Source organism: Acidobacteriota bacterium (genome assembly GCA_039030395.1).
Lineage (GTDB): Bacteria > Acidobacteriota > Thermoanaerobaculia > Multivoradales > JBCCEF01 > JBCCEF01.
Genome location: JBCCEF010000007.1, coordinates 133,336 through 154,498, shown reverse-complemented (window position 1 = coordinate 154,498; position 21,163 = coordinate 133,336). Strand labels below are relative to the sequence as shown.

19 protein-coding genes are annotated in these 21,163 nt (G+C 66.6%); 10 read left to right on the top strand and 9 right to left on the bottom strand.

The genetic code is table 11. The features are described 5' to 3' along the window. Positions 1-6: 6 nt before the first annotated feature. The 3 genes from AAF481_09530 to AAF481_09520 are packed head-to-tail and all read left to right on the top strand — an operon-like array spanning position 7 to position 4,381. Positions 7-1,707, top strand: a complete 1,701-nt coding sequence (locus AAF481_09530; GenBank protein ID MEM7481403.1) for an iron ABC transporter permease — start codon at positions 7-9, stop codon at positions 1,705-1,707. Next, complete coding sequence (locus AAF481_09525) at positions 1,704-2,795, top strand: ABC transporter ATP-binding protein (GenBank protein ID MEM7481402.1); 1,092 nt, start codon at positions 1,704-1,706, stop codon at positions 2,793-2,795. Before AAF481_09530 ends, AAF481_09525 begins: the two co-directional genes overlap by 4 nt. Then, complete coding sequence (locus tag AAF481_09520) at positions 2,792-4,381, top strand: alkaline phosphatase family protein (GenBank protein ID MEM7481401.1); 1,590 nt, start codon at positions 2,792-2,794, stop codon at positions 4,379-4,381. The genes AAF481_09525 and AAF481_09520 overlap by 4 nt, the downstream gene beginning before the upstream one ends. Here AAF481_09520 and add read toward each other — a convergent pair. Together add and AAF481_09510 are read right to left on the bottom strand one after the other, a co-directional pair. Then, on the bottom strand, positions 4,373-5,365 hold the full coding sequence (gene add, locus AAF481_09515; GenBank protein ID MEM7481400.1) for an adenosine deaminase: 993 nt from the start codon (positions 5,363-5,365) through the stop codon (positions 4,373-4,375). The genes AAF481_09520 and add overlap by 9 nt on opposite strands. Next, on the bottom strand, positions 5,365-6,357 hold the full coding sequence (locus AAF481_09510) for a carbohydrate kinase family protein (GenBank protein MEM7481399.1): 993 nt from the start codon (positions 6,355-6,357) through the stop codon (positions 5,365-5,367). Before AAF481_09510 ends, add begins: the two co-directional genes overlap by 1 nt. Before the next feature lie 240 nt (positions 6,358-6,597). Here AAF481_09510 and AAF481_09505 point away from each other — a divergent pair, with 240 nt between their 5' ends. Together AAF481_09505 and AAF481_09500 are read left to right on the top strand one after the other, a co-directional pair. Beyond that, positions 6,598-7,752, top strand: coding sequence for a Fic family protein (locus AAF481_09505; GenBank protein ID MEM7481398.1), 1,155 nt, complete (start codon positions 6,598-6,600; stop codon positions 7,750-7,752). Continuing rightward, positions 7,749-8,393 (top strand): CoA pyrophosphatase, encoded by a 645-nt coding sequence (locus tag AAF481_09500; GenBank protein MEM7481397.1) that lies wholly within the window; start codon positions 7,749-7,751, stop codon positions 8,391-8,393. Before AAF481_09505 ends, AAF481_09500 begins: the two co-directional genes overlap by 4 nt. On the opposite strand, the gene moaA is transcribed toward AAF481_09500, so the two are convergent. Beyond that, positions 8,378-9,409: a GTP 3',8-cyclase MoaA gene (gene moaA, locus AAF481_09495; GenBank protein ID MEM7481396.1), complete on the bottom strand. Its 1,032-nt coding sequence runs from the start codon at positions 9,407-9,409 to the stop codon at positions 8,378-8,380. The two genes, AAF481_09500 and moaA, sit on opposite strands and share 16 nt — an antisense overlap. Positions 9,410-9,473: 64 nt before the next feature. Between moaA and AAF481_09490 the strand changes: the two genes are divergently transcribed. Both AAF481_09490 and AAF481_09485 read left to right on the top strand, forming a co-directional pair. After that, positions 9,474-9,704: a hypothetical protein gene (locus AAF481_09490; protein MEM7481395.1), complete on the top strand. Its 231-nt coding sequence runs from the start codon at positions 9,474-9,476 to the stop codon at positions 9,702-9,704. Between the two features lie 298 nt (positions 9,705-10,002). Next, the gene (locus AAF481_09485) at positions 10,003-10,581 is read left to right on the top strand and encodes a TIGR00730 family Rossman fold protein (protein ID MEM7481394.1); all 579 of its coding nucleotides are present in this window, start codon (positions 10,003-10,005) and stop codon (positions 10,579-10,581) included. A 48-nt stretch (positions 10,582-10,629) separates the two neighbouring features. Here AAF481_09485 and AAF481_09480 read toward each other — a convergent pair whose 3' ends face one another. Beyond that, positions 10,630-12,090 (bottom strand): serine hydrolase, encoded by a 1,461-nt coding sequence (locus AAF481_09480; protein ID MEM7481393.1) that lies wholly within the window; start codon positions 12,088-12,090, stop codon positions 10,630-10,632. 72 nt (positions 12,091-12,162) lie between these two features. On the opposite strand from AAF481_09480, the gene AAF481_09475 reads away from it, so the two are divergent. Continuing rightward, the gene (locus AAF481_09475) at positions 12,163-12,786 is read left to right on the top strand and encodes a TetR/AcrR family transcriptional regulator (protein ID MEM7481392.1); all 624 of its coding nucleotides are present in this window, start codon (positions 12,163-12,165) and stop codon (positions 12,784-12,786) included. After that, positions 12,783-13,475 carry an alpha/beta hydrolase gene (locus tag AAF481_09470; protein MEM7481391.1) on the top strand — a complete coding sequence of 231 codons (693 nt, stop codon included), beginning with the start codon at positions 12,783-12,785 and terminating at the stop codon, positions 13,473-13,475. Before AAF481_09475 ends, AAF481_09470 begins: the two co-directional genes overlap by 4 nt. Before the next feature lie 19 nt (positions 13,476-13,494). On the opposite strand, the gene hemF is transcribed toward AAF481_09470, so the two are convergent. The 5 genes from hemF to AAF481_09445 all read right to left on the bottom strand — a co-directional run bounded on the left by hemF (position 13,495) and on the right by AAF481_09445 (position 19,682). Beyond that, complete coding sequence (gene hemF / locus AAF481_09465) at positions 13,495-14,406, bottom strand: oxygen-dependent coproporphyrinogen oxidase (protein ID MEM7481390.1); 912 nt, start codon at positions 14,404-14,406, stop codon at positions 13,495-13,497. Continuing rightward, entirely contained in the window at positions 14,403-16,235 is a 1,833-nt protein-coding gene (locus AAF481_09460; GenBank protein MEM7481389.1) for a DegV family protein, read from the bottom strand. The genes hemF and AAF481_09460 overlap by 4 nt, the downstream gene beginning before the upstream one ends. Next, on the bottom strand, positions 16,232-17,719 hold the full coding sequence (locus tag AAF481_09455; protein MEM7481388.1) for a response regulator: 1,488 nt from the start codon (positions 17,717-17,719) through the stop codon (positions 16,232-16,234). The genes AAF481_09460 and AAF481_09455 overlap by 4 nt, the downstream gene beginning before the upstream one ends. A gap of 107 nt (positions 17,720-17,826) precedes the next feature. Further along, the gene (locus AAF481_09450) at positions 17,827-18,501 is read right to left on the bottom strand and encodes a histidine phosphatase family protein (protein MEM7481387.1); all 675 of its coding nucleotides are present in this window, start codon (positions 18,499-18,501) and stop codon (positions 17,827-17,829) included. Beyond that, a complete protein-coding gene (locus AAF481_09445) occupies positions 18,498-19,682 on the bottom strand; it encodes an HD domain-containing protein (protein ID MEM7481386.1) in 1,185 nt (394 codons plus the stop codon). The genes AAF481_09450 and AAF481_09445 overlap by 4 nt, the downstream gene beginning before the upstream one ends. Before the next feature lie 240 nt (positions 19,683-19,922). On the opposite strand from AAF481_09445, the gene AAF481_09440 reads away from it, so the two are divergent. Continuing rightward, a complete protein-coding gene (locus AAF481_09440) occupies positions 19,923-21,146 on the top strand; it encodes a dicarboxylate/amino acid:cation symporter (GenBank protein ID MEM7481385.1) in 1,224 nt (407 codons plus the stop codon). Positions 21,147-21,163 lie beyond the last annotated feature (17 nt).

The following is a 21,163-nucleotide window of genomic DNA, read 5'->3' as shown; positions in this document are numbered from 1 at the left end:
AACCGGGTGGCGGGATCGATCGCCGAGGGTGGAGGCAACACCGGGAGCTCGGGTCCGTTGGGACCGGGCCACCTCACCGGCTCCACCCTCCTACCGGAGAAGCATCCGAGAGCTTTCCGCCGGGCTCGCCGACGAAGCCGTCGGAGGGCTCCTCTCTGGCTGTCGATTCCCGCCGTTCTCACCGCCCTCGCCGTCTCGCTACCCCTCGCATACCTGCTGGTCCGCTCGGCGAGCGGTGGCTGGTCGGCCTACCGGCAGGCGGTGTTCTCCGGCCGCACCCTCGAACTCCTCGTCTCGACCCTCGCCCTGGTTGCCGGCACGGTGACCCTGGCCCTCACGGTGGCGGTACCCCTCGCCTGGCTGGTGGCCCGCACGGACCTGCCCGGCCGGCGCTTCTGGGCGGTGGCCGGGGCGCTGCCGCTGGTTTTTCCCTCCTACGTTTCGGCCTTCGCCTTGGTCGCCGTTCTCGGTCCGCGCGGTTATCTGCAGCAACTCCTCGGCGTCGAACGCCTGCCGGACTTCATCTACGGCTACGGCGGCGCCGTTTGCGCCCTGGGACTCTTCACCTACCCGTACATCTTCCTGCTGCTGGTCGCCGGCCTGCGGGATCTCAACCCGGCCTATGAAGAGAGTTCCCGCACCCTCGGAGCGGGCCGCTGGAGAACCTTCTTCCGGGTGGTCCTGCCCCCTTTGCGCCCGGCCATCTTCGGTGGTTCGCTGCTGGTGATCCTCTACACCCTTTCGGACTTTGGCGCCGTTTCCATCGTGCGCTACGACACCTTCACCTACTCCATCTACAATGCCTACCGTGGACTCTTCGACCGCAGCGTTGCCGCTTCCCTGGCCACCGTGCTGGTCGCATTGACGGTGGGCTTCATCCTTTTGGAAGCGCTGCTCCTACGCCGCCTGCGGCCATCGCCACCGGTCGCCGCGCGCCCGGCCCAGCCGCTGCTGCTGGGTCGCTGGCGCCGCCCGGCACTGGCCTTTGTGACCTTGCTGTCCGCGATCACCCTGGGCATTCCCCTGATCGTGCTCATCTCCTGGGCGCTGCGGGCCGTGCGCTCCGGCGGAGGGTTCGAGACCGTGGCGTCGGCCGCTGCCGGTTCGCTGACGGCGGCGCTCCTGGCGGCGCTCGTCGCGATGGCGCTCTCCCTGCCGGTTACCGCCTGGTCGCTGCGTTTCCCGGGGCCGGTGAGCCGCCTGACGAACCGTCTGAGCCATGCCGGATTCGCCCTGCCGGGCATTGTCATCGCCCTGTCCCTGGTCTTCTTCTCCATTCGCTACGCGCGGCCGATCTACCAGACCCTCGGCCTGCTGGTGGCGGCCTATGTCGTGCGCTTCTTGCCGGAAGCGCTGGTGGCCAGTCGCGCCGCCCTACAGGCGGTCGCCCCACGCTTCGAGGAGTCCTCGCGCAGTCTCGGTCGCGGTGCCTGGAAGACCTTCACCGGGTTGACCGTGCCCCTCGCCCGGCGAGGGGTGCTCGCCGGCGGTGGGTTGGTTTTTCTCACCGCCATGAAGGAATTGCCGGCCACCCTCATCCTGCGGCCGATCGGTTTCGAGACTCTCGCCACCCGCATCTGGAGCAACGTTTCCGACGGCATCTACTCCCAGGCGGCGGCGCCGGCCCTGGCTTTGGTCGCGGTGTCCGCCCTGCCGGTCTATTTCTTGATCATCCGCCCGGCTCTGGCACCCCGGAGGGCGCGGTGACCGCCGCTCACACCGAGCCGATCGTCCGTCTGCGGGGTCTGGTTGTGGCCTACGGCGACCACCGGGCGGTGGACCGGGTCGATCTCGACATTCGGCGCCAGGCGGTGACGGCCATCCTCGGCCCGAGCGGTTGCGGCAAGACCAGTCTGCTGCGGGCCATCGCCGGTTTCGAATCCCCCCGTACTGGCGCCATCGAGCTGGACGGCGAGGTGATCGCCACGGTCGATGGCGAACTACCGCCGGAGAAGCGGCGGGTCTCGATGATGTTCCAGGAGGGCGCCCTCTTCCCGCACCGCACCGTGGAGGGCAACGTGCTCTACGGACTCGCCGGCGGTGAGTCGGCCCGGCGGCGAGCGCAAGAGGCGCTGGAGCTGGTGGGAATGGCGGAATACTCTAAGCGCTACCCGGACGAGCTTTCCGGTGGCCAGCAGCAGCGGGTGGCCCTGGCCCGGGCGCTGGCGCCTTCACCTCGGTTGGTGTTGCTCGACGAGCCCTTCGCCAATCTGGACGCCGCTTTGCGGATGCAGGTGCGGGAAGAGGTACGCGCCATCCTCGAGACCGCCGGCGCCACCGCCATCCTGGTGACCCACGATCAAGACGAAGCCCTCAGCATGGCCGACGTCGTGGTGGTGATGGAACATGGCCGCGTCCTCCAGGCGGGTACTCCGGAGGAGGTATATCACCGGCCCGCTTCACCGGCGGTGGCGCGCTTCGTCGGCGACGGCCAATTCTTCGAGTGCGCCGTCGCGGACGGCTGGGCGGAGTCCCTTTTCGGCCGGGTGAGAACCGACGCACCGGACGGGCCCGGACACCTGCTGGTGCGGCCGGAAGACTTGGAAGCGCGAGCGGCGGACATCCGCGGCGACTCCACCGGCACGGTGCTCCGCCGTCGCTTCTTCGGCCACGACCTGCTCGACGAGATTCGCCTCGACGCCACCGGAGAAACGCTGTGGGTGCGCGGCTTTTCGCGGTCGGACTATCGGCCCGGATCGCGCGTCTCCCTAACCCTGAGGAACGGGGCCCTGCGCAACGGATTCGACGAAGCCGCGAGCCAGGGGGGCGCCCGAGTATTCCCGTTGTCGTCGTGATCCGCGCTTTTCTGTTCTATTTGTCGGTTCTGGCTCTCGCTCTCGGCTGCGCCGCGCCGCCGCCGGAGGACGCGCCACCGCTGCTGCTGGTGGGGATCGACGGTGGCGAATGGCAGGTGATCGAGGGACTGTGGCGGGAGGGCCGTCTGCCGGTGTTGCGCTCCTTGGCCGACCGTGGCGTGCGGGCAACCCTGGGTACCGACTACGCGGCCTCGCCGGTGATCTGGACCACCATCGCCACCGGCCGCCTGCCGCGTGATCACGGCATCACCGACTTCGTCGTGCCCACGCCGCGGGGAGATGTGCCCGTGACCTCGGATCTGCGGCGCGTGCCGGCGCTGTGGAACATGGCCTCCACCGCTGGCCGCCGGGTGGCGGTGCTCGGCTGGTGGGCCTCCTGGCCGGCGGAACCGATCACCGGAGTGATGGTGACCGATCGAGTGCTGCTCAATCTCGACCGCGCCTTCCACCCGCCGGAGCGTCAAGACTGGCTCGACCAACACATCGCCGCCGCGGCCGCGGATCCGGTGGTCCCCACGGCCTTCGATGCGCGTGGTGATGTGGTGCGCCGGGACCGCCTCAAGGGCCGCCTGGCGGCCGATCTTGTGCGGCAGCCTTTTGATCTCTGGATGGTCTACTTCCGCAACGCCGACGTGGTGTCCCACACCGAGTGGAAGTATTTCGATCCGGAGCCCTTCGGCGATGGCGTTCGCGACGGCTTGACGGCGCAAGAGCGGTCCGCCCGCGCGGCGGCGGTGCCGGAGAGCTACGAAGCCATCGACCGGGCGCTGGGCGAGATTCTCGCGGCGTTGCCGCCGGCGGCCAACGTGCTGGTGGTATCGGACCACGGCTTCAAACCGGAGACCAAGGAGATCGCCCAGGTGATCTTCGACCTCGATGCGGTGCTAGAACGCCTCGGCTACCTGGCGCGGGACGCCTCCGGTGCGGTGGACTTTCGCCGCACCCAGGTGTACTCCTACCGCTCGCCGAAGCACAAGAAGGGCAAGACCGTGCGCTTCTCCCTGGCCGGCCGCGAAGCCGGTGGCGCGGTGCTGCCGCGCGAGCGGACGGCCTTACGGGAGCGCCTGGCCCGTGACCTCGCGCGGGTGACCTACGACGGCGGCGAGCCGATCTTCTGGCTGCGCGATGTCCGCCCGCCGGAAGCCCGCCTCGGAGCCGACTTCGTGATCGGCGTGACCAACGACGCGCCATCGCGCACCCTGTGGCTCGACGGCGAACCCTTCGAAGGTCCCGTCGAGGGCATCACCCGCATCACCGGCACCCACGACGCGAACACCGAGGGTATCTTCCTCGCCGCCGGCCCGGACATCGATCCCCGGGCCCAACTCACCGGCATCAACATCCACGACCTCGCCGGTACTGTTCTGTTCGGTACGGGCTTGCCCGTCGGCGAAGACTTCGCCGGCACGGTGCGGCAGGAGCTGTTTCGGGAGTCCTTCCGTCAGCGCTTTCCGCTGCGCACGGTGACGAGCTGGGGGCGGCGGGATGTCTCGGGGAGGGCGACCTCTTCGGAGGCCGATGCCGAACTCCTGGAGGAGCTGGGCGCCTTGGGCTATCTAAACTAGTCCGACCAATTCCGCCCGCTCTTCGTCCGTCAGAAACGCCGCCTCCAGGGCATTGTTCTGCAGGGTGTCGAGGTCGTCTTCGGAGAGGCCCAGCTCCTCCCGGGCAATGCGGTATTCGTGCGCCAGGTCGATGCCGGAGATCGCCGGATCGTCGGTCGACAGGTTGACCTTCAAGCCGTGGGCGAGGAGCTGGGGCAGGGGGTGTTCGGCATAGCTCGGGTAGGTGCTGGTGTGGACGTTGCTGGTAGGGCAGACCTCGAGCGGGATCTCACGCTCGGCCAGGAGATCGAGGGTGGCCGGGTCTTCGATCGAGCGCACCCCGTGGCCGATGCGCTCGGCTTCGAGTTCGAGCACCGCTTGGCGCACGCTCGCCGGCCCGGCGGCCTCGCCGGCGTGGGCGATGGTGCGCAGTCCGGCCTCCCGGGCACGGCGGAAATGCTCGACGAACAACTCGCCGGGATAGCCCGCTTCGTCGCCGGCCAGATCCAGGGCGACGATGCCCCGCTCTCGGCAGGCGATCGCCGCCTCCAGCTCCTCGAATCCGATCTCCTGCCCGTAGTTGCGGGAGATGATGCCGATCAGCTTGGCGCGCACCGGAATCTCGCCGTGGGCCGATTCCAGGGCATCGCAGGCCGCTTCGGTCACCCCCAGTGGATCCAATCCGTGGGGCTCCGCCATGAAGTATGGACTGAAGCGCAGCTCGATGTAGTCGATGTCCTCGGCGGCGGCGTCTTCCAGGTTCTCGCGCACCACCCGGCGTACCGCGTCGTAGTCCACCAGGATGCCGCGCAGCAGCTCGAAGCGGGCGAGGAAGGCCACCAGGTTGGGGCGGGGCTCTTGCAGGTGAACGTGCGGTCGCAGAGCCTCCACCGAGTCCGCCGGCAACGGGAGCCCAAGGCGGGTGGCGAGATCGAAGATCGTCTCCACCCGCACATTGCCGTCGAGGTGGCGGTGGAGTTCGACCAGCGGGCGACCGTTCCTCATCAGCCGTCGGAGTTCAGTGGACCGCCGAAGTTCTCCTCGTAGCGCTGCCAGAACTCCTCCGCCGTGTAGCCGTGGCTCTGGGTGCCGTACTGCTCCACGACATAGGCGGCGGCGACGCTTCCCATGCGGCCGCACACGGAATGGTCCACGCCGCGCATCATGCCCGCCACGAAGCCGGAGCGGAAGGCGTCGCCGGCACCGGTGGGATCCACCATTTCGTGGATCTTGGCGGCGGGAATCTTCACCTTCGATCCGTCGGATCCCAGGATCTCGCTGCCCTCTTCGCCGTAGGTCACGACCCAGTAGTCCGCCAGTTGCGAGAGACCCTTCGGATCGAGGCCGGTCTTTTCCTGGAAGACGGCGTACTCGTAGTCATTCAAGATCACCACGTGGGCGCCCTCGGCGGCCTTGCGCAGGGTCTCGCCGTCCATCGCGATCACCTGGAAGGAGGGATCGAAGACCAGCGGAATGCCCGCCCGGCGCGCCTCCACGCAGTGCCGCACCATCGCCTCCGGGTCGTCCGGCGCCACCACGCAGAGATCTGCCCCGCCACGTTCGGCGGCGATGGCCTCCATCGACAGCTCCGCCGCCCGCGCCATGGCGCCGATGAAGAAGCCGGTGATCTGGTTGTCCGCCTGGTCCGAGGTGATGAAGCACGAGGCCGTCGCCTCGTCCTCGTGGACGGTGACGGCGCTCACATCCACGCCCTGCTCCACCAGCCAGTCGCGGTACTCCTGGAAGTCGCCGCCGGCGGTGGCCACCAAGGTCGGTGTCTCGCCCAACAGCGCCAGGCTGTAGCCGATATTGCCGGCGCAGCCACCGCGCTGCTTGCGGAACTCCTTGACCAGGAAGGAGAGATTGATCATGTGGATCTTGTCCGGCAGGATGTGATCCTTGAAGAAGCCCGGAAAGGTCATGATCTGGTCAAAGGCGATCGAGCCGGCGACCAGGATCTTCTTGTCCGAGGGGGTCAACGCCTGGGATGAGGGCATGGGATATCTCGCTCGAAAATCGGGAATGGGAACTTGGGGTGAAAGGCGGTTGGTTCCGTTCGGTGCCGGTAGGGTGCAACCCGGCCGGACACGACTCGGGAATTGTCTCAAAAACCAGCAAAGATCACCAATTCAGATTGCGCCGCGGAATCCTCGACAAAATGATCGACAGAAAGTGATATGTTTTTGTCCGACATACTGTCCGCGAACTTGTCGCGGCCTTTCTTCGTCTTCTAGATCATGAATGAGTATCCGCATCTTCGCTTTCGCCGACATTGGGAAATCGGCGCTGATGTTGAGTACCAGTTGGGGCAATGTGACGCGATTAGCTCGGCGATCGCTGAGATGCCTTTGCGCCCGGAGTACCGCAGAAGTCTGCTCGGAGTGGCGCTGATTAAGGGAGCACAGGCGACTACGGCGATCGAGGGCAACACCCTGACGGAAGAAGAGATCGAGCGGGTGGCTCAAGGAGAGGCCCTTGCCCCCAGCAAGGAGTACCAGCAGATCGAGGTGAAGAACGTCCTCGATGCGATGAACGCATTGTTGGAAGAAGTGGCCAGTGCCGACCGAGATTCACTCATCTCACCCGACCTGATCCTTCGGTTTCACCGCCTGATCGGCAAGGACCTCGGACAACATCTCGACGCGATTCCTGGCCGATTCCGAGACGATTTTCGAGTCGTGGGAAGATACCGGTGCCCGGACCCTCGAGAGGTACCGAAGCTGGTCAGCAGGCTCTGCGAATGGCTTCGTGAGGAGTTCGGCTACCCGTCGGGTCGTCAGTCCTTCCGGGAGGCGGTGATCGAGGCGATCGTCGCCCATGTCTACTTGGAGTGGATCCATCCATTCGGCGATGGAAACGGTCGGACAGGGCGTCTGCTGGAGTTCTACCTTCTCCTGCGGGCCGGAAATCCCGACCTGGCGTCGCACATCTTGTCGAATTTCTACAATCAGACTCGGCCGGAGTATTACCGGCAACTTGAAGTTGCCGGAAAGCGAGGGGACTTGAGCAGTTTCATCGCTTATGCCGTTCAGGGCTTTCGAGACGGATTGCTCTTGACTCTGGAGTTGATCCAGCGAAGTCAGTTCGAAACGGCTTGGCGCAGCTTTATCTATGACCGGTTTGCAGGCAAGAAGTACCGGAAGACGGTGTTCAAACGACGTCGGAACCTCATTCTCGAAGCACCAATCGGCGAGTGGCTTACCTTCGACGAGATCGCATTGACTTCCCCGCGGGTCGCTAGAGACTATGGCGGGCTCTCGGAGCGTACTCTACAAAGAGACCTCGAAGTCTTGATTGAGATGGATCTCCTAGCGATGAAGGATCGGAAGTATGCCGCCAATACGGTTCTTCTCCGCCAGCTCATGCCCAGTCGTCGCAGGGTAGGGTCATGACCTTCGCCTCGGCTACTTCCGATCCTTGCCTCGGCCATCTTCGCCGAGAGTTGGAAGGTCGCGAACCCCGCCGCTACGAACGGGACGGCGACACCAAGGAGGCGGCGGTGGCGGCAATTCTGCGGCCGGGCCTTTCATCGGCAGGGAACTCGGCCCTCGAACTGCTCCTCATCGAACGCACCCACCGCAGTGACGACCCGTGGTCCGGCCACATCGCCCTGCCCGGCGGTCGCCGCGAGGGCCAAGACCCGGATCTGCTGACCACGGCGCTGCGCGAAACGCGCGAAGAGGTGGGTTTGGAGCTGGTCTCGGAAGTGGATGTGATCGGCCCGCTGGACGAGGTGCGACCCAACACCCGCAAGTTGCCGCCGCTGATCATCGCTCCCTTTGTGGCCACGGCCCCGGCGGACGCCGAGGCCGTGCCCGATCCGCGGGAGGTGGCGGCCGCCTTCTGGGTGCCGATCGAAAAGCTGCTGGCGAAAGAGGCACAGAGCGAGATCCAGGTCAGCTTTGGTCCCGGCGAAGTCTACTTTCCCTCCATCCGCTACCGCGACCACCACATCTGGGGCCTCACCCACCGCATCCTCTTCGAGCTGTTCCGCCGTCTGGGCGCCCTAGACCGGCTTCAGCCGCCGATGTAGGACATCTCCACCCGCTCGCGGGCTTCGAGGGTCGGCGTCTCCGCCGTGCGCAGCTCGGAGTAGCGATCCTCGCGCCGGCCCCACAGCTCGTGGAGGAAAGCTTCGATCTCTTCGTCTGCGGAGCCGTCCCGCACCATCCCCCGCAGGTCCGTGCCGCGGCTCGCGAAGAGGCAGGTGTAGAGGCTGCCTTCCGCCGACAGGCGGGCCCGGGTGCAGTCGCCGCAGAACGGCTGGCTGACGGATGTGATCACCCCGAATTCGCCGCCGCCGTCCCGATAGCTCCAGCGCTGGGCCACCTCGCCCCGGTAGGCCGGTTCTACCGGGGCGATCGGGAACTCGGCGCGCAGGCGGTCCAAGATCTCCCGGCCGGGCACCACATCGTCCAGCCGCCAACCGTTGGTGGTGCCGACGTCCATGTACTCGATGAAGCGCAGGATGTGACCGCTGCCGTGAAAGTGGCGCGCCAGCGGCAGGACGGCGTCGTCGTTCACCTTGCGGTGAATCACCGCGTTCACCTTCACCGGAGTCAGACCGGCGGCGGCTGCCGCCTCAATGCCGGCGAGCACCCGCGCCACCGGAAAGTCGACGTCGTTCATGCGCCGGAACTGGGCATCGTCCAGCGAGTCCAGACTCACCGTCACCCGCGCTAGACCCGCCCGAGCCAGCTCCGGCGCCAGTCTTTCGAGCAGGGCTCCGTTGGTGGTGAGGGTGACCTCCAACCCCTCGATCGCCACCAGTTGCTCGATCAGCAGCGGCAGATCCCGCCGCAGGAGAGGCTCGCCGCCGGTTAGCCGCGTCTTCCGCACCCCCAACCGCCGAAAGATCCGCCCCAGCCGCGCCACCTCCTCATAGTCCAAGATCTCCGCTCGCGGCAGGTACGGAAAATCCGCTCCGAACACCTCCTTCGGCATGCAGTACCGGCAGCGGAAATTGCACCGGTCCGTGACCGAAATCCGCAGATCGCGAATCGGCCGACCGAGGCGGTCCTGCGGCTGGCGATGGGGGAGTGAGGCCATGGCTCCGAAACTCTAGCAGGGGATGATCGTTGACGTTCAATATGCGAGGAGGGATCCTCCCACCATGACGACGAAGGCGGATAGCAAGCGTCGAGTTGTGCTGCCGGGCGCCAATCCCGGTGATATTTACGACGTACAGAAGCAAGATGATGGGCAATACCTGTTGGTGCGCTTGCAGCGGCCCGAGCCGCGAGGCGCGATCAGCCGGGAAGAGAGCCTGCGCGCCATGGAGCGGAACCCATTGCGCCCGGTCATGACTTGGGAGGAGTTGAAGGGACTCACTCGCGAGCCGTGATCCTCCTGGACACGAACGTCTTGATCTACGCGATGGACCAAGACCCTCCGTTCGGGTCATGGGCTCGTCGGAACATCGTTGACGCGGTCGCCGACGATAGGGCGGCGATCAATGCAGTCATCCTGGCGGAGACTTGCGTTGGGGATCAGGATCCTCCGACGGTGGCCGATGTGGGCTGGATCGGACGGCGGCACGCACCCCTTCGGTCATCGCCTTCTCCTGGGGAGCGAACTCATGGCTGCGAAACTCTGGCAGGGGATGGATCTCTCTGTGACATGGCCGATAGAGTGCGCGAACCATGCGAAGAATCTGTGTGTTTTGCGGCTCCAACTCCGGATCCCGGCCGGCCTACCGCGAAGCCGCTCGGCAACTCGGCACCACCCTGGCGGAGAGGGGGGTCGGGGTGGTCTACGGTGGTGGTCGGGTGGGGTTGATGGGCGAACTGGCGGATGCAGCGCTTGCCCGCGGTGGCGAGGTGATCGGAGTGATTCCGGAGGCGTTGTTCGAAAAAGAAGTCGGCCACCCGGGGCTCACGGAACTCCATCGCACCCGCACCATGCACGAGCGGAAGGCCTTGATGGCGGAACTCTCAGACGCTTTCGTGGCGTTGCCCGGCGGGATCGGCACCCTCGAGGAGCTGTTCGAGGTTTGGACCTGGGCGCAGCTCGGCTTCCACGGCAAGGCGGTAGCCCTCTACGACGTGGAGGGCTACTTCGGTCCCCTTCTCGCCTATGTCGACCGGATGGTGGAGCAGGGCTTCCTGCGTCAGCCGCACCGGGATCTTGTGTGTCAGGCGAGTGATCCGGCCGGCCTGATCGACGTGTTGCAGACGGCGCGGACCCCGGCCGTCGACAAATGGCTCGACCCTCCGATCTAAAAGAACCCGAAACCGGCATCCAGCAGGATGTCTCCCGCGCCTCAGCTCTCAGTTCGAGCGGTTGGAGTTGTCCATGTCCGAGACGATCAGCCAGCGTCCATCGGCGTTGCGGGCGAGGGCGAGGGTGAACTTGCCGCGGTCGGGCGCGCCTTCTTCGTAGGTGTAGCCGCCTAGGATGAAGCCCACATCGCCTTCCATCTGGTAATGGAAGGCTCGCAGGTAGAGCGATCCGCCGCTGCCCTTGTAGCGCTCGGTGATGGCGGCCCGGCCCACCACCGGCGGCCGGCCGTGGGACAGCACATAGCCGTCTGCGGTGAAGAGGGCGGCGAGGCCTTCCGGGTCGCCCTCCCGCCAGGCCTGCTCGTAGTCGCGCAGGACGCGATCGAGTTCCGGCGGCAGGGTGACGGAGGGCGGCTGGGACTCGGGCGGTTTCCCTGCCGCGACTTCTTCGGCCGCTATCTCCGGGCTCGCTGTGGAGGCCGCCGCCGCATCTCCGGCAGTTAGAACTTCCTGCATGAGGTCCAGGAATTCACCACCGCCGTCGCCGGTCGCGTCCGCCCGATCCACCAGCCGGACGACCACCGCGCCTGCCTCGGGAAGTCCCATCAACCATTGGCCGAGCCAACCGTTGGCCTGGTACCCGGAGGGCCAGTCGGCAAGAAGCCACCAGAGGAGCCCGACGCGGTCGTAGTCATTTCGCTGCGAGGTAAGAGCCTGCTCGGCGAACTCTCGGTCGATGAGCTGCTCGCCGTTCCAGGTGCCGCGCTGGTTCATGAGCTGACCGATCTTCACCAGGTCGCGGGCGGCGAGAAACAGACCGGCCATGCCGTAGGGATTGTCGGCGCTGTCGCGCAGCCACTCGGCGTCGGAGATGCCCAGATCGGCAAAGACCGTCTGCCGCAGGTAGTCGTCGAGTTTTCTGCCGGATCGCTCTTCGACCACCGCTGTGAGTAGGTTGGAGGCCTTGTTGTTGTACCGAAAAGCGGCTCCGGGAGCCTCGGCCAGCTCCGCGGCGAGGGCCAGCTGCACCACGTCTTCGCTCGGTTCGATCTCGACACCGGCGTTGGGAATGTCCTGCAGCCCAGTGGCGTGGGTGAGGAGGTGGAGAAGGGTGATTTCGGCCTTCCGACCCTGCCGCCACTCCGGAAAGAGTTCGCTCAGCGGCAGATCCAGAGAGTCGATCTTGCCTTCCTGGATGAGTCGGCCGATCGCCAGGGACGCCACGGATTTGGTCACCGACATGATGTGAATGGGCGTCTCGGACCGTTCCGTCTCGAGCTCGAATACGGTTTCGCCACCAACTGAGACCAGCAGCGCACTGGAGCCGGTTTCGAGTGCCCATGCCTCCAGCCGGCAGCGCTCCTCATCGGTGATGAGCGGGTTGGGGCGGAAGGTCGACGAGGCTCCGCATTCGGCGGCGAAGGCGGTAGAGGTGATCCAGGTGGCCGTAACGACTGCAAGGCAGGCGAGCTGGGCAGGGACTCGATTCCGTCGGGTGGTGATCCGCATGCAGGAATGGTACGCGATCGCGGTGCAGTCGTTTATTTGACGGCGTTAATTAAACGGTGTTAGATTTTCTATATGGCTCGACCTGCCCTCCAAGCTGAAGAGATCGCGAGCTTTCGCGAGAGTCTTTGTGACGTCGCTCTACGCCTGTTTGCGGAGCGAGGCTTTCGAGCGGCGACGCTGCGCAGTCTGGCGGCAGAGCTGGGCTGCAGCGCGGCGACGCCCTACCGCTACTTCGACTCCAAGGCCGAGATCTTCGCCGCCGTTCGGGCGCGAGGTTTCGATCGCTTTCGGGGGTACCTGGAGGCGCGGTTGACGGGTTGCACAACGCCGGCTGAAGAGGTGCGGGAGGTGTCGCGGGCTTACCTCGAGTACGCCTGCCGGGAGCCCCACGCCTTTCGCATCATGTTCCAGCTCGAACCGCCGGAGTCCGAGGGCGTGTCGTCGGATCGCGAAAGCGAAGCGCGGACCTGGGAGGTGGTGTACGGCTGTGTGCGGCGAGCGATCGAATCGCGCGACCTGGCCGGTTCTCCGAATACCGCGGCCCATCTTTTCTGGGCGTCGGTCCACGGCATCGTTTCCCTTCATCTGGCGGGCAAGCTGACGGCCGGCCGCAGCGCCGAGGAGTTGATCGAGCCGATGATCGAAGCTTTGATGACCGCCCATCGCCCGGGCGGTACCGCTGAAAGGAAGACATGACCGAACACGTGCTCCGGCCTCCGACCGGTACGCTCCTCAAGGAAACTCGCGTCGTCACGGACGCTCTCTCGCTGGTACTGGCGGCTCCCTGGGCGCTGGCACTACCGCGCGGCTCGGGGCAGACGGTGATGGTGCTGCCGGGCTACATGACCAGCGATCGCGCTACCGTGCTCTTGCGCGGCTTCCTGCGGGCGCTCGGCCACCGCGCCGTCGGCTGGGGGCTAGGCACCAACCGCGGCAATGTCGAAGGGCTGCTCGAGCCGGTGAGCGAACGAGTGGCCTCGCTGGCCGAGGAGGCCGGCAGTCCCATCGCCCTAGTGGGGTGGAGCCTGGGCGGCGTATTGGCCCGCGAGGCGGCGCGAGATTTGCCGGCCCTGGTGAGCCGGGTGATCACCCTCGGCACGCCGGTGGTGGGCGGGCCGCGCTACACCATCGCCGCCGGGGCTTTCGCCAAACACCAGGCGGAAATCGACGCCCAGATCGAAGAGCGCGGCCAGCGACCCATCGAGGTACCGATCACCTCGGTCTACACCGAGACCGACGGGGTGGTGGCCTGGCGGGCTTGCATCGACGAACTCAGCCCGGATGTCGAGCATCTGCGGGTGCCGGGCTCCCATCTGGGGCTCGGCATCAATCCGCGGGTGTGGAGCATCGTCGCCCGGCGCCTGGCCGATGATCCGTCGGACTGAACGGCTTCGGAGACACCGTCTAGTCCCGTAGCCAATCCCGCGGCTGCAAGAACTTCTCCGTGAGTTCGGCTTCCGGAGTACCCGGCTCCGGGGCATAGTCGTACTGCCAGCGGACCCTGGGCGGCAGGGACATGAGGATGGATTCGGTGCGGCCATCGGACTGGATGCCAAACAAGGTACCACGGTCCCACAGCAGGTTGAACTCGACGTAGCGGCCGCGGCGGTAGAGCTGGAATTCGCGCTGCCGCTCGCCCCAGGGGGTGTTCCGGTGCCGTTCGGCAATCGGGGCGTAGGCCGGCAGAAAGTGGTCGCCGACGGAGCGGGTGAAGGCGAAACACCGCTCGAACCCCCAGCTTTCAAGGTCGTCGAAGAAGAGCCCGCCCACACCGCGGGCCTCGCCGCGGTGCCGGAGGAAGAAGTATTCGTCGCAGCGGGCCTTGAACCGCGGGTAGACATCCTGTCCAAACGGCTGGCAGGCGGTCCGGGCGGTGTGGTGCCAGTGGACGGCGTCTTCCTCGAAACCGTAGTAGGGCGTCAGGTCAAAGCCGCCGCCGAACCACCAGACGGGATCCCGCTCGCGGCCGTCGGCAAGGAAGAAACGGACATTGGCGTGGGCCGTGGGGACATAAGGGTTCTTCGGATGGAGGACCAGCGAAACACCCATCGCCCGAAAGCGGCGGCCGGCGAGGTCCGGCCGTTCGCGGGTGGCAGCCGGCGGCAGGGTTTCGCCGTGGACGTCCGAGTAGTTGACGCCGGCGCGTTCGAAGAGGCCGCCCTCATCGAGGATGCAGGTGCGTCCGCCGCCGCCTTCCTGGCGTTGCCAGCGGTCTTCGGCGAACCCCTTCGCTCCATCGAGTATCGCCAGTTCGGAGGTCAGGCGTGCCTGCAGGGCGCGCAGGTACTCTTGGACCGCTTCTGCGGAGGGCTTCACTGTGGGACCTTCGTTGCGGTCGGCAGCAGGTCGTCCTCCGCCGGCAGCGGCTGGAAAAGGGTGGCGCCGATGGTGCCCGGGCCGACGTGGGCGCCCACCACCGGCCCCATCTCCGCGACGATCATTTCCTTCACCTGGAATTCGTCTTCGATCAGGCCCCGCAGGCGATCGGCCCACACCGGTGCCGCCGCGTGCGCGATGCCGGCGAGGACCGGGCGCTCCGGGTCGATGCCGTCGCGAAGCAGCTCCAGGATGCGCGGGTGGGCCGCCCGGCCGCCGCGCACCCGGTCCACCGGCACGATGCGTCCGTCATCGAGGCCCAAAATGGGCTTGATGTTGAGTAATCCGCCGAGGAAGGCGCGGGCCTTGCCGATGCGCCCGCCGCGGGCGAGAAACTCCAGCGAGTCGACGACGAAGAAGGTGTGAAAGCGCTCCCGCAGTGCCAGCAGCCTTTCCTCGATGGTCTCGACGGCGATTCCCCGGCCCGCCATGCGCGCCGCGAACAGGGAGAGAAACCCCAGTGGCAGGCTGACCAACCGACTGTCGATCACCCGCGGAGAAAAATTCGGTGATTCGGAATCCATCCATTCCATGGCGGCGCGCCGGGCGTTGAGTGGCGTCTGTGAAAGTTCACTGGAGATGTGGAGGGACAGAACCATGCGGTCCGTCGACTGCCGTCGATAGCGGCGACCGATGGTTTCCGCCGCCGGAGGTTCGGTAGTGGGGTGCGGCCCGCGGTCCGCCAGCCGCTCGTAGAACGGGCCCGGCTGGAGGTCCACCCGGTCGAGCAGTCGTTCTTTGCCGAACAGAACGGTCAGGGGAACCACCTCGATGCCGTACTTCGCCGCCAGGTCCGGCGGCAGATCGGCGGTGGAGTCGGTGACGATGTGGACCGGGGTGGAGGGCGGCTGCAAGCTCAAGGACCCGAGATCTTCCAGCTCGTTGAGCTGGCTCAGGATCTCGCCGTCCGTCTGCGGCAGACCGTCGAACACCTCCTGCACCGTCTGGCCGCCGTGGGCTCCCACCAGGATGGCCTGGGCGAGCTTGCTGAAGGAGGTCTCGAAGAAGATCGAGTTCGGGTTGAGCACGAGCTGGTGGGTCGGCGGCGGATAGTCGCCGAGGGAGTCTTCGATCGCCGCGATGAGGGCAGCGCTCAACTCCCCGCAGTCCTCACCGGTATGGGGTTCGAGCACCACCCGGAAGGGTCCCTCGGTCAAGCGGCAGAGGCGGCAGAAGGCTTTGATGCCTTGCACCTTGCCGGTCGCCGCCGAGTGGAGGGTTTGCTCCGCCAGGCGGAGATGGCCGCGGCCTGGCAAGTCGACCCGCGCGGAGAGGTGCATGCGGCTCAAGAGCTGCACTAGCTCGATCAGGGAGATTTGGCTGAGGTCCCCGAGGAGGGCTTCGAGGTGAGCGTCCGGAGCGAGGCCGGCCTCGCGCGCCAGCAGGGCGAGGCGAATGCGGGTGATCAGGGCGTTCCGGGCGAGTCCGTGGGCCGGCAGCAGCACGGTGGACTCCGGGATCTCTTCCGCCTCCGCCGGATCGCCGGAGCCGAGGAGGACGACGCTCTGAGCGACGGACGGATCGCCATAGCGCTCGGCGAGAACCCAGGCCCCGGCGCCCCGGGCGATGGGCGCCGGCATCACGATGACCGCCGGGCCGAGGGTTTGGGCGTAGCGTTCGCCCTCTTCCGCGTCGAGGGCCGGCACCACTTCGTAGGCGGCGGCCAGGGCGCGGCTCAGGGCGCGCCGGCGCTCGGTGATCGGGTCGACCACCAGCAGGGCGGGCCTCGCCCGCTGGCTGAGCGGAGTTCGGCTTGCCGGGCCGCTCATGCTCCGACCCCTAGCAGGCGCAGCACCGCGAGCAGGGTGCGCGGCGGGTGGAGGGTATGTTGCCAATGGCTGTCGCCTTCGATCTTCGGCACCACCGCCCGCTGGGCTTCGGGGGTGGGGGTGATCACCAGGCCGGTGGGCCGTCGGCTGCGCACCCGCTGCATTCGCTCGAGAACCTCGTCCTCGAGATCCTCGCCGCGGTGCAGCCATACGAGGATGCCCAGGCATGCCGGGGCCACCACGTCGATCTGCGCGCGGGCTCCCTCAGAGAGCATCTTGATGTGCAGCGAGAGGGCGCCGGTGGTGGGATCCTGGACCGTTGTGCTGCCGCTCCGCCGGTTGGCGACTTGCCGCCCGAGGCGGCGAAAGGGTTCGTAGGCCGGCGCCGACGGCAGACCCTCGAAAAGAGCGTCGACCTGCGGCGCGACAGCGGGCTCGAAGAGCCACAAGAAAGGCACCGTCTCGGCTTCGAAGCCCCGCTTGCGGGCCCTCCCGAGGAGGCCCGAAACGGCGGTTTCCAGCAGCATCGACGAACTCAGCGCCTGGGTGGTGGGGAAATCTTCACCGCCGCCCGCACCGCCTTCTTCGATCAGGTCCTCTTCGGCCAGCCAGCTGGCCGTCAAGCGGATCAGGTGGGGCGCAAAGGGTAGTTGGGCCAGCAGGTCGTAGAGGCGGCTGCCGGGCTGAGCGTGCAGGTGGCCGAGCACTTCCTGCACGGGCAGGGGTTGCGCCAGGAGATCTTCCGGCAGCGGTTTGCCGGTAGCCCGCAAGGGGGCCGCCGTGGCGGGCGTCCAGTGACGCCGCCGGACGCGCTCGTCCTCGATCCACTGGCTCTTGAGCATCAACTTGCGCAGGGGGAGAGGGCGTCCGGAATCCGCCGCCGCCTCGGACGCGGTAAAGCGAAACGAGCCCTCCTTCGAGCCGAGCATGGCGAGGAGTGCCTGTTCGCCGGTCAGCGAGCCCCACTCCGCTCGCATCGCTTCACCGTTGGTCAGCCGGACGAGGCCGCCGCCGGTGTTGGTGCGAACGCGCAGAGTGCCGCTGCGCTGAGCATAGCCTAGGGATTCGAAGACTTCCCAGGGGGGATAGGTGGCGAGGTTTCCCTCCAGGCCGTCGTCGTCATGGTCCGCCGCGCGATCCACCCGCAGGGCCAGTTCTTCGAGATCAATCGGTTTGGAGAACACCTCCGCGGCACCGGCCCGCAGGGCCGCCAGCCGGTCCTCCCGCCGGTGGCTACCGGTCATCACGAAGACCGGTACGTCGTTCGAGGGCAGCCGTTCTTTGAGGGCGGCCAAGCGCTCGACCTGCGGACTGGAGTCGTGATCGATGCTGAGCAGAATCAGATGAGTGTTCGAGGCGAACTTGGCAGCGGAAACGTCCGCCGGGCTGGTGAAGAGGTCCACCGAGTGACCGCCGGACCGGAGGCGATCCTCGACCGCTGTCGCCGACACCTGATCCTCATCTATGACCAGAACTTGAGCCACGCTGAAACCCCTGCCAACAAGGCACCTGAACTCTCGCCGGGCGGAAGAAAACCTGCGCTTGAAGCGATGAAAGTTGGAGCCTCGATCCTACCGCACTTCGCCAGCCGCTACCCTCGATCGGGGGTGAACCAGCGGGCGTCTTCGAGACTCGGCGTGGCGTTGATCAGACGCACCGTCGGCCGCCGGCTCCAATCGATCACGTGGACCGTCGCCGGATCGAGGAAAAGGCGTCCCGATTCCGTCAAGGGCAGGCCGAGGGCGGCGTAGAGGAGGGCCTTGATCGGTCCGACGTGGGTGATCAGGGCGATTCGTTCGCCGTCGTGGCGCTGGGCTAGCTCGTCGGCCAGCTCTACCAGCCGCCGCTGTACCGAGGCGAAGGACTCCCCACCGCCGGGCGGCGCCGATTCCGGTTTCGCTTGCCATCGGCGCAGCGCTTCGAGGCCGCCTTTGGCGGCGGTGATCTCGTCCTGTCGCCGGCCTTCCCAGTCGCCGAAGGACATCTCTCGCAGGCGGTGGTCGATGCCCAATGGGAGGTCACCGGCGCGGCGCAAGGGCTCCGCCGTCTCGCGGGTGCGTGCAGCCGGACTGCTCAGTAGGGCGGCCAGCCGGACCGAAGAGAGCATGCGGGCGATGCCCTCGGCCTGGCGGTGACCCTCGGCGGTCAACGGATCGTCTCGCGCGCCGACGAAACGCATTTCGCGGTTGGCGGCGGTGATGCCGTGGCGGATCAGGAACAGCCGCACCGACGGTGACGGTCCACCGGATCGGGCAGTCGGCTTCACGGCCAGCGCTCGCGGAGGGCCGAGGCCACTGCGTCGCGCAGTTCCGCGCGGGCGTACACGCGATAGCGGTCGATGCGGGCGAGATGGCGCAGGAAGTGGCTGAACTGGGCCACCGGCTCGAAGCCTCCACCCTCACGCTGTACCAGCACCCTGCTGGTCGCCATGCGGTGCGGGTCCTTGGCGGAGTTCGACACCAGCAGATGGCCGGCGCCGAAGCGCTCTTCGAGCTCCGGCAGCAAAGCCTCGAAGCGCTCCTTCTCGTCTCGCGACAGGTGCTCGCGGGTCTCGAAGGCGAGAGGGAATCGCAGGTCCCGTCGGAGCACCGCCTGGGCGTGCGGGTCGGAGGACTCCCGCATGCGGGAGACCACCCGCAGGTCGTCCTCCTCGAGAAACGTCTCGGGGTCCGCCGGCCAGCGCCAGCCCTCGGACGTGAGCCAGCAGGCGAGGTGGAGTTCCAGCACCTTGCTGACCACCGTGAAGTAAACCTGGGTAAACATGTAGTAGCGCGCCATGATCAGCGCTTCCAGAGCGTGGACTCCGCCCTCCTCGACGCCCACGCTCCAGGCGCCGCTCAAGGGATCCTGCACCGGTACCATGGTGTCGAGCAGGCGTTCGAGGTCGAAGTTGCCGTAGCGCACACCGCAGAACAGGCTGTCGCGCAGCAGGTAGTCCATCTTGTCGACATCGAGTTCTCCGGAGACGATCTGCACCAGCAGCGGATCGCCCCGGCCGGCGATCAGGTCGATCACGTCCCGCGGTTCGATGCCGGCGCCGTGGCGCTCGAAGATCGCCACCATCCTCTCCAGGCCGAGCAGCCGGCAGGTCATCTCCTCGTGGTCGATGCCGCCTTCGAACAGCTCCTCCGCCGAGTGGCTAAAGGGCGCATGGCCGATGTCGTGGAGGAGGGCGGCGGCGCGCACCAGCCGGCGCGGTCGGCATTCCGGACCCTCCGGCAGGCGCCCGCCGCTTTTCGAGGCGAGGGAGTCGTAGGCTCGGCCGGCCAGTTCCAGGGCTCCAAGGGCGTGGCTGAACCGGCTGTGCTCGGCGCCCGGAAAGACTAGGTAGGTGAGGCCGAGTTGACGGATCCAGCGCAGCCGCTGGACCGGCTCGCTGTTGATCAGGGCCGCCTCCAAGGGGTCGGCGCGGACAAAACCGTGGATCGGATCCCGGAGTGAAAGCATCGGGCGGTATGCTACCGCCTACGAGGAGAGAAGGTTGCAATCCTGCATCAGCATCGCGTTCTGAGCCCGCAGGGCGAGGCGGCGGCGCGGCGCCCCCGCCGCAGGCGCCGAGGACGGGGTGAAGCTGAAAAGTTAAACTTTTCGGCTGAGGGGGCGCCAAGCCCCCTAACCATCAATAGCTATTGGGCCTGCTGAGAAAATGCGCGAAGCGCTTTTCGGCAGTCTGCTGGCGGAGGGGTCATGAACGATCGCCACAACACCATCATCCTGATCGGCATCGTCGCCGGTATCGTCCTCGCCTTCGTCGGGGTGCAGATCTTCGGCGAGAAGATGACCATGTTCGGCTGGATGGGTACGCTCTTCCTGAGCGCCCTCAAGATGATCATCGTGCCGTTGATCATGGCGTCGATGATCGTCGGCATCACCGGTCTGGGAGACGTGCGAAAGCTCGGCAGCGTGGGCTTGCGCACGGTCCTCTACTACGCCGCGACCACCGGCATCGCGGTCTTCCTCGGCATCGTCGTGGTCAATTTGATCCAGCCCGGGGTCGGGGTGCCCTTCGGTGAGGTGACGATTCCCGAACAGGTTGCTGCCAAACGTGACCTGGGCTTTTCGGACATCGTACTGTCCTTCGTGTCGGACAATATCTTCGCCTCCATGGCGCAAATGCAGATCCTTCCGATCATCGTCTTCTCGCTGGTGCTCGGCGGTGTGTTGACCACCCTGGGCAAGGCTGGCGAGCCGGTGATCGCCTTCTTCCACGGCCTCAACGAGGCGGTGATGAAGATCGTCTACATGATCATGTGGATGGCGCCGCTGGGCGTCTTCGGTCTGGTGGCGGCGCGCTTCGGCGAGGCCGGAGACCTCGGCACCCTGATCGGCGGCCTGGGCAAGTACATGCTCACGGTGCTCCTAGGGTTGGGGGTGCACGCCCTGGTGGTGCTGCCGCTCTTGCTGTGGTTCTTCGGCCGGCGCAATCCGTTGCCCTACCTGTACAACATGGCAGCGCCGCTGCTGACGGCCTTTTCCACCGCTTCGTCCTCGGCCACCCTGCCGCTGACCATCGAGGCCGTCGAGGACAACAACAAGGTCTCCCGCAAAGCCACCTACTTCGTGCTGCCCTTGGGCGCCACCATCAACATGGACGGTACCGCCCTCTATGAGAGCGTGGCGGCGATTTTCATCGCCCAGGCGATGGGCATCGAGCTGTCCGTCGGGCAACAGGTGATGATCTTCTTGACCGCCACCCTCGCCGCCGTCGGCGCCGCGGGCATCCCACAAGCCGGGCTGGTGACCATGGTCATCGTCCTCCAGGCGGTCGGTTTGCCGCTCGAAGGCACTGCCCTCATCCTCGCCGTCGACTGGCTCCTCGACCGCTTCCGCACCACCGTCAACGTCTGGGGCGACGCCTGCGGCGCGGCGGTCATCGATCGCTACATCGACAGCGAGCCGGAAGCAGCCTGAGGTAGATCTGAACGAGT